Here is a 7,533-nt window from a genome sequence, read left to right as displayed (position 1 = left end):
CGCGAAGGCGGTGCATCAGTCAATATTTGAGTTGACTGACACGCCGCCTTCGCGAGCAAGCCCGCTCCCACAGGAGGGGACTTGTGTCAGGCAGAGTTTTGTACCAGCCACTGCTTGAACGCCGTCATCGCCGCCGTCTCCGGCCGTGACTGCAAGCGCGTCAACCAATAACTGCCGGTGGTGATTTCAATCGCAAACGGCTGACGAATCACGTCCGCCGCCAGTTGCCGGGCGAACATCAGCGGCGGTGCCAACGCCACCCCGCTGCCCTGAAGCGCGGCCTCCATCATCGCCAGCGACGAATCGAAGACAATGCTTTGCGGCGGCGCCGCGTGGGTGGCCAGGCCTGCGGCGTGAAACCACTCCGGCCACTCATCGGTGCGATAGGAACGCAGCAAGCGTTGTTGCAGCAGATCGCCCGGGGTGTGCAGCTGCCGGGCAATTTCCGGTACGCACAGTACCGATAGCGGAGCGTCGAGCAGACGCGTTGCCTCGATGCCATGCCACGCTCCGGCACCAAAACGAATCGCGTAATCCAGCCCCTCAGCCGCGACGTCCACCCGGTTGTTGTGAGTCGACAGCCGCAAATCTATGAGCGGATGTTTCGCCTGGAAGTCTGCCAGCCGTGGCAGCAGCCAACCGACCGCAAAGGTTCCGACGGCACCCACGGTCAACATTTCCCGATACTGACCGCCGGCCAGCCGCTCGAGCATCTGCGCGATATGATCGAACGACGTGGTCAAAACCGGCAACAGGGTCTCGCCTTCACTGGTCAGCATCAGCCCGCGGGGCAGGCGTTTGAACAGGGTGACGTTGAGTTGCGCTTCGAGGCTTTTCACCTGATGGCTCACCGCCGCCTGAGTCACGCATAACTCCACGGCGGCACGGGTAAAGCTCAGATGACGCGCCGAAGCTTCGAACGCGCGCAGTGCATTGAGCGGCAATTGAGGTCGAATCATGCCCAGTCCCAAATTTTTCTAATGGCTCATCCGAAATATCATCGTTTGTCGACGAGTGCCAGACTGCCTAAATTGTCGGCGCTGATCAGCTGCCCAACAACAAAATCTCCCGCAGTGTAGCGGGATATCACCCTCAACACTCATGGAGAGTGGTTCACTCATGTCCTTCATCACCCCGAGCAAATTCATTTCCTGCAGCGCTTTCGGCCTGCTTTTCGGCGCCACCGCGTGCATGGCTGCCCAGCAAACCGACGATCAGTTGCAGGCGCTGGTCAAGACCACCGTGACCCCGGTCATGCAGCAACAGAACATCGCGGGGCTGGCCGTGGCCGTGACCGTCGAGGGCAAGGTGCACTACTTTAACTACGGTGTCGCCGACAAAAGCACCGGGCAACCGGTGAGTGAAAACACCCTGTTCGAAATCGGCTCGGTGAGCAAAACCTTCACCGCAACCCTCGCCGCCTACGCCCAGGCCAGCGGCAAACTGGAATTCTCCGACAAGGCCAGCCAGCACTGGCCCGAGCTGAAAGGCAGCGCTTTTGACCACATCAGCCTGCTGCAACTGGGCACTTACAGCGCCGGCGGCCTGCCATTGCAATTCCCGGATGCTGCGGATTCTTCCGACAAGATGCTCGGCTATTACCAACAGTGGAAACCGACTTTTCCGGCCGGCAGCCATCGCCTGTATTCCAACCCGAGCATCGGCCTGTTCGGCTATCTGGCGGCGAAAAGCCTTGGCCAACCGTTCAATCAGGTCATGACTCAAACCCTGCTGCCGAAACTCGGGCTCAAGCACACCTTCCTGTCGGTGCCGGCGTCTGAACAAAAGCTCTACGCCCAAGGCTATGACAAGAACAACAAACCGATTCGAGTCAGCCCCGGCGCCCTCGACTCCGAAGCCTACGGCGTAAAAACCAGCGCCGCGGATCTGCTGCAATATGTCCAGGCCAACCTCGACACCGCCAAACTCGAATCACCCGTGCAAAAAGCCATCGCCCTCACCCACACCGGCTACTACACCGTCGGCGACATGACTCAGGGCCTGGGCTGGGAACGCTACACCTACCCGATCAGCCTCGACCGCTTGCTGGACGGCAACTCGACGTCGATGGCCATGGAAGCGCACAAGGTCAAATGGCTGAATCCGCCACAACCTGAGCCGGCGAACGTGTTGCTGAACAAGACCGGTTCCACTGCAGGCTACGGCGCCTACGTCGCGTTCGTGCCGTCGAAGAAAGTCGGGATCGTGATTCTGGCGAACCGGAACTACCCGAATGCGGAGCGGGTGAAGATTGCGCACAAGATTCTGGGTGAGCTCACCCGGTAATCGGACCATGAAAAATGGGCGACCTGTGAAGGTCGCCCATTTTTATTTGAGGGGATTGAAAACTACGCCTGTAGCTTCCAGCCCAATACATCCATCAGGTCGCAGCTGTCGCGCAGAGGGATTGCCAGCACCCGGGCGAAATCCTGCAGCAACAAGGCATCGTGGCCGATGCCGTCGCCGAGCGAGAGGGTTTCCAACAACTGCGTCACGCTGCGCAAGCGGTAGGCGGCGGTGCCGTGGAGTACATCTACCGGGGCTTCGCGGTCGATCAGGAGAAAGGGGATCGGGCAGTCGATGCCGGTGATGGGGATATAGCGGGGTTTGGTTGAGTCGGTGGAAACTTCAGGTGATTCGACATCCGTTTTCTTCATGGATAAAACTCCAATGGGGATTGCTGAAAACGCTACTCATCTCACTTCCACATGAAGGTGGCAGCTGCACGCAGGTGTGGAAGACCGAGCCAATCACCCGAACCCGGCGCACTCGAAAGCGCTCCCGCATACAGCCACCATAAGTTAGCGATGTTGACATAAAAGATGTCGCCATGCGCATAACGGGGCTTGGTGAATGAGTCTGCAAACCGGACTTCCACATCCGGCCGCTGATTTTGCAGCGGCCCGAAGAGGTTATCGGCGTTCAACCCAAGCCACCAGTTCACCAACGCCGCCGCGCTTTGAAGGAAATTTCCGACAGGGTTGAAGGCCCTTACGCAGGCCACTTTGATAGGAATATGCGGCAACTATTCACATGGATGACCGACCGGAGTGGATGTATCTAAACTGCATCGAATCAATCCGTAGCTAGCGATGACATAATGAATACGATATTTAACCCCGCTGACCGTCAAAGGGCGATTTAATGGAAATCAGAGGTCTCAGTCTCAGGAATGTAGGTCGGTTCAAAGATCTGAGCATTCTGCTAGCACCCACAGGTAAGCACACATCGAACGTGACAGTTCTAGTGGGGAACAACGGTGCAGGAAAGACCACCCTTTTGAAATCGCTTGCCACTGCCCTAAGCTGGCTGGTCGCAAGGATTCGTACCGAGAAAGGCAATGGCAACCATATCTCTGAAGGAGACATTCAGAACAGCGCTACCGACGCTTACATCTCAACGGTCGCTGCCGACTATCTACTTCGCAGCTCCGACCTTTCCGAAGTGCAATCGAAAAGACATTTGTTCGGATGGGGTATTGCACGCGGCAGGCAAGGGCGAAAGACCGCACTCCATAGCGAACTAGTGCAAGCGAGTCAACTTGCAGACCACTATCGAACTCTGCTAACGACCGATGACAAAGCTTCGCTTCCATTAATAGCCTACTACCCGGTCGAACGTTCCGTTCTCGAAATCCCTTTAAAAATCAAAACCAAACACACCTTCGACCAACTCGACGGTTACGACAACTCGCTCAACCGAGGCGTAGACTTCCGCCGCTTCTTCGAGTGGTTCCGCGAACGCGAAGACAGCGAAAACGAGACCGGCATTTCCGACACTGCACTGGCCGAAATCTCCATAAAGTTCGGCTATGAAAGTGATGTTTGGAAAACCCTGTCCAACCTGAAAGCCTCTTCCCGCGACCGTCAGCTAACCGCCGTCCGCTCCGCCATCGCCGCTTTCATGCCCGGCTTCACCAACCTGCGCGTGCAACGTAAGCCGCGCCTGCACATGGCTATCGACAAGGACGGCGTCACCCTCAACGTCGCCCAACTCTCGCAAGGCGAGAAGTCGATGATGGCGCTGGTCGGTGATATCGCCCGCCGCCTGGCAATGATGAACCAGTCGCTGGACAACCCGCTCCACGGGGACGGCATCGTGCTGATCGACGAAGTGGATCTGCACCTGCACCCGAAATGGCAACGCAGTCTGATCCGCCAACTGAGCGAAACCTTCCCCAACTGTCAGTTCGTACTGACCACCCACTCGCCACTGGTCATCAGCGACGCCAAGGATGTGCTGGTTTACGTACTCAATGACGGTGAACTCCACGAACACAACGGCCTGTACGGACTTGATGCCAATCAGGTTTTGCTGGAAGTCATGGACACCGACATCCGTAACAGCGACGTTCAAAAACGCTTGAACGCACTGCTCGAACGCTTGCAGGACGGTGATCTGGAAACCGCACAAAAACTATTCGCCGAACTGGCAGAAGAACTTCCGGACGGTCATATCGAACTGGCGAAAGCTGCGCTGTTGCTGCGCAAACTGGAGTTGCGCCGTGCGTAAGATCACCAAGGGAACCGAGCCGGAACAACTCATCAGATGGAAACGCGCCAACACAACATTACGTTACCGGGACCTGCCCGGCGAAGAACGCGTGAGCGTGCGCACGGCCTGTATAACGGAACAGTTCAGCCTTTGCGCCTATTGCTGCCAGTCCATTGCAGGCGACAACTCACATAACGAGCACGTTGAGGCCCAGGATAAAGCTCCCAATCGCACCTTGGAGTTCACCAACATCGTCGCCAGTTGTCAGCGCCAGAATCAATGTGGACATCATCGAGGCACGCGCCCACTAGATCTGACGCCCTTGATGGAGGAATGCGAGTCGGAATTGAAGTTTTATCTGTCCGGCAGAGTGACCGGCAAAACTGAACGCGCAAATTCGGCTCTGGAAATTTTGAATCTCGGTCATACCGAAGAAAGCAATCGCGGACTCATAGGGGCACGGAAACAACTGGTTGATCAGTTGATCTTTACAGGAGGCATGCAACCCGATGACCTTGAAGATGAAGAGCTTCTGGGCATTCTCCTTGATGACATGCTGACTCCCAAGAATGGCCAGCTTGCGGCTTTTTCTCCGATTCTGGTCAATGTCATCCGTCAGCTCCTGCCCTGATGTTCAAAGTATCGTGGCCATTCCCGCGGACAAAAAAATGGCGATCGTTTAAGACGTTCGCCATTTTTTATTCAGAGCCTGCCTCAATCAATCATCCGGCATTTCCGGTGGCTTGCTCGGTTTCGCCGGTTTACTCGCCTTGGCGCCCTTCTCGCCTTTCTTTGCTGCCGGTTCGGCGGCGGTGGCCTTGGTTTCAGCGACCGTCGGTGCGCTGATTTCCTTTTCGCTGGCCGGCAGCGCGTCAACCGTGTCGAAGATTTTCTTCAGGTCCACCGATTTCGCTTCATCGCCCGAGGCCGACAGTTTGGTCTCGCCGTCCTTGCCCAGCAGGAACACTTTAGGATACGCGCCGGCACCGAGTTTCAGCGACCGCAGCAAAGCCATGGTGTCTTGCTGGCCGAGATCCTTGCCATCAAGTTGTCCGGCCATATTGAGGATGGTGTAGACCTTGATGTTGCGGTCGGCGACGCCCTTCTTGTTCGCCGGATCTTCCAGCGACTTTTTCAGCCCCACCCACACCGGGTCGACGGTGCTTTGTGCGATTACAATCAACGGTCGGGCCCGTCCCATATCCCCGGCTATGGGCGAGTCATTGTCAGCGGCGAACAAGGGGCCGGCAATCGCCAGCAAGAGTGTCAGGGTCAGTGACCTGATGAGCATGCGCATCTCCTTTTGATATCCACGCTCTAATGATTGCGCATCGCGGCGATTGTTCCGGGGTCGTGCCCGGCAAATATGTTTCGCCTTGTCAGAAGCTTAGGTCAGCCGCGTCATTGCGCAACTGCATCGGCGTAATCGTGACGCGGATTTGATTACCTTTTGTGAGCGCATTAGGGTGGTCATTCTGCCCACGAAATGGAGTTCAACCCATGCACATCGACTACCTGTGCGATCACCCGCATTTGATTGAGGAACTCGCCGAACTCAATTTCAAGGAATGGGGCGAATTCCGTGACGGCGATACCCTTGAAGCCCGCACCGAGCGGATGCGCGCGGCCTGCGGCAAGGGTGCGGTTCCCAGCGTGGTGGTGGCCATTGAAGACGACAGATTGCTCGGTGGCGCGCTGCTGATCGACAGCGACATGAAGATCCGCCCGCAACTGACGCCGTGGCTGGCGGGCGTCTACGTGAAAGCCGAAGAACGCGGACGCGGAATTGCTTCGCAACTGGTCAACAGGATCGTCGCCGAGGCGGCGACGCTGGGAGTGACTGAGTTGTATCTGTACACCGACGCTGCGCAATCGCTGTATGCGGGGTTGGGTTGGGAGGTGGTCGAGGATCTGATCTACGAGGATTTGCCGGTGACCGTCATGAAATTCAACATCCTTCATACCGCAGCGTAGGAGCTGCCGCAGGCTGCGATCTTTTGATCTTGATTGTAAAAACGAAGATCAAAAGATCGCAGCCTGCGGCAGCTCCTACATCAGAACGCCAGTTTGTAGCCAATCAGCAGCAGCATGGTCGCCAGGCACGGGCGCAGCAATTCATCGGAAATGCGCCCGGTCAGGTGGCTGCCGAGCCAGATGCCTGGCAACGAACCCATCAGCAGAAAGCCCAGCACGCCCCAGTCCATGTTGCCCATGCTCGCGTGGCCCAGACCGGCAACCAGGGTCAGCGGCACGGCGTGGGCGATTTCGGTGCCGACCAGACGCCGGGTCGGCAGCAGCGGATAGAGGATGAACAACGCGACCGTGCCGAGGGCGCCGGCGCCGATCGAGGTCAGGGCGACCATGGTGCCGAGGATCAGCCCGGTGATCACTGTCATCACATTCAGGCGCGTGCCGCTCGGGTTGTAATTGCCGCCCGCGCGTTTGTGGGCGAATTCGAGCAGGCGCTTCTTGAACAGAATCGCCAGCGCCGTGGCGAACAGCACGAAGCCCAAGGCCTGTTTGATGATCGCGTTCATCGCCTCGGGCGCGGTGTGCAGGGTGCTGAGAAACCACAGGGTCATGGCGACTGCCGGCACGCTGCCGAGAGTCAGCCAGCCAGTGATCGCCCAGTCGATGTTGTTGTTCTTCTTGTGCACCAGCACGCCACTGGATTTGGTAATGGCCGCGTACAACAGGTCGGTGCCCACCGCTGTTGCCGGGTTGATGCCGAACCACAGCAGGATCGGCGTCATCAACGAACCGCCGCCGACACCGGTCATGCCGACAATAAAACCCACCACCAGCCCGGCAATCACCAGGCCGAAATTTGCCAATTCCATTAAGACGTCCAGAAAAACGACAGGAAAAATCTGGCCCTCAGCATAGCGATTTTTCATATAACCACATATATCGATGCGGTCTATCGTTATGCCTTTGTTCAAATCCACATCATCTCTACTGTAGGAGTGAGCCTGCTCGCGATAGCGCCTCCGCAGACAAATCAATCGTGTCTGATAAAACGCTATCGCGAGCAGGCTC

At 57.2% G+C, this 7,533-nt stretch carries 9 protein-coding genes; 4 read left to right on the top strand and 5 right to left on the bottom strand.

Translation table 11 applies throughout. The features are described 5' to 3' along the window. Positions 1-86: 86 nt before the first annotated feature. Positions 87-959: a LysR family transcriptional regulator gene (locus QMX91_RS26920; protein ID WP_098968074.1), complete on the bottom strand. Its 873-nt coding sequence runs from the start codon at positions 957-959 to the stop codon at positions 87-89. Positions 960-1,119: 160 nt separating this feature from the next. Here QMX91_RS26920 and ampC point away from each other — a divergent pair, with 160 nt between their 5' ends. After that, positions 1,120-2,286 carry a class C beta-lactamase gene (gene ampC / locus QMX91_RS26915; protein ID WP_282413636.1) on the top strand — a complete coding sequence of 389 codons (1,167 nt, stop codon included), beginning with the start codon at positions 1,120-1,122 and terminating at the stop codon, positions 2,284-2,286. A gap of 62 nt (positions 2,287-2,348) precedes the next feature. On the opposite strand, the gene QMX91_RS26910 is transcribed toward ampC, so the two are convergent. Together QMX91_RS26910 and QMX91_RS26905 are read right to left on the bottom strand one after the other, a co-directional pair. Beyond that, positions 2,349-2,657: a hypothetical protein gene (locus QMX91_RS26910; RefSeq protein ID WP_282413635.1), complete on the bottom strand. Its 309-nt coding sequence runs from the start codon at positions 2,655-2,657 to the stop codon at positions 2,349-2,351. Between the two features lie 41 nt (positions 2,658-2,698). Beyond that, complete coding sequence (locus QMX91_RS26905; RefSeq protein ID WP_247842075.1) at positions 2,699-3,025, bottom strand: hypothetical protein; 327 nt, start codon at positions 3,023-3,025, stop codon at positions 2,699-2,701. A 119-nt stretch (positions 3,026-3,144) separates the two neighbouring features. On the opposite strand from QMX91_RS26905, the gene QMX91_RS26900 reads away from it, so the two are divergent. Continuing rightward, the gene (locus QMX91_RS26900; protein WP_247842076.1) at positions 3,145-4,512 is read left to right on the top strand and encodes an AAA family ATPase; all 1,368 of its coding nucleotides are present in this window, start codon (positions 3,145-3,147) and stop codon (positions 4,510-4,512) included. Beyond that, entirely contained in the window at positions 4,505-5,125 is a 621-nt protein-coding gene (locus tag QMX91_RS26895) for a retron system putative HNH endonuclease (protein ID WP_282413634.1), read from the top strand. The genes QMX91_RS26900 and QMX91_RS26895 overlap by 8 nt, the downstream gene beginning before the upstream one ends. Positions 5,126-5,212: 87 nt before the next feature. Here QMX91_RS26895 and QMX91_RS26890 read toward each other — a convergent pair whose 3' ends face one another. Continuing rightward, positions 5,213-5,785, bottom strand: coding sequence for a DUF4174 domain-containing protein (locus QMX91_RS26890; protein ID WP_027613884.1), 573 nt, complete (start codon positions 5,783-5,785; stop codon positions 5,213-5,215). Between the two features lie 209 nt (positions 5,786-5,994). Here QMX91_RS26890 and QMX91_RS26885 point away from each other — a divergent pair, with 209 nt between their 5' ends. Next, positions 5,995-6,468, top strand: a complete 474-nt coding sequence (locus QMX91_RS26885; RefSeq protein ID WP_223007290.1) for a GNAT family N-acetyltransferase — start codon at positions 5,995-5,997, stop codon at positions 6,466-6,468. Positions 6,469-6,548: 80 nt separating this feature from the next. Here QMX91_RS26885 and QMX91_RS26880 read toward each other — a convergent pair whose 3' ends face one another. Beyond that, a complete protein-coding gene (locus QMX91_RS26880) occupies positions 6,549-7,334 on the bottom strand; it encodes a sulfite exporter TauE/SafE family protein (RefSeq protein WP_027613882.1) in 786 nt (261 codons plus the stop codon). Positions 7,335-7,533: the final 199 nt, after the last annotated feature.

Origin of the sequence: Pseudomonas sp. PS01299, assembly GCF_029960145.1 — a bacterium.
GTDB lineage: Bacteria > Pseudomonadota > Gammaproteobacteria > Pseudomonadales > Pseudomonadaceae > Aquipseudomonas > Aquipseudomonas putida_A.
Note: the sequence above shows the minus strand (reverse complement) of the source record. Positions and strands in the feature narration are given on the sequence as shown.

Excerpts from the sequence above, each read along its gene's own strand:
- QMX91_RS26890 (WP_027613884.1), bottom strand. The coding sequence starts at position 5,785 with ATGCTCATCAGGTCACTGACCCTGACACTCTTGCTGGCGATTGCCGGC.
- QMX91_RS26900 (WP_247842076.1), top strand. The coding sequence starts at position 3,145 with ATGGAAATCAGAGGTCTCAGTCTCAGGAATGTAGGTCGGTTCAAAGAT.
- QMX91_RS26920 (WP_098968074.1), bottom strand. The coding sequence starts at position 959 with ATGATTCGACCTCAATTGCCGCTCAATGCACTGCGCGCGTTCGAAGCT.
- QMX91_RS26910 (WP_282413635.1), bottom strand. The coding sequence starts at position 2,657 with ATGAAGAAAACGGATGTCGAATCACCTGAAGTTTCCACCGACTCAACC.
- QMX91_RS26880 (WP_027613882.1), bottom strand. The coding sequence starts at position 7,334 with ATGGAATTGGCAAATTTCGGCCTGGTGATTGCCGGGCTGGTGGTGGGT.
- ampC (WP_282413636.1), top strand. The coding sequence starts at position 1,120 with ATGTCCTTCATCACCCCGAGCAAATTCATTTCCTGCAGCGCTTTCGGC.
- QMX91_RS26885 (WP_223007290.1), top strand. The coding sequence starts at position 5,995 with ATGCACATCGACTACCTGTGCGATCACCCGCATTTGATTGAGGAACTC.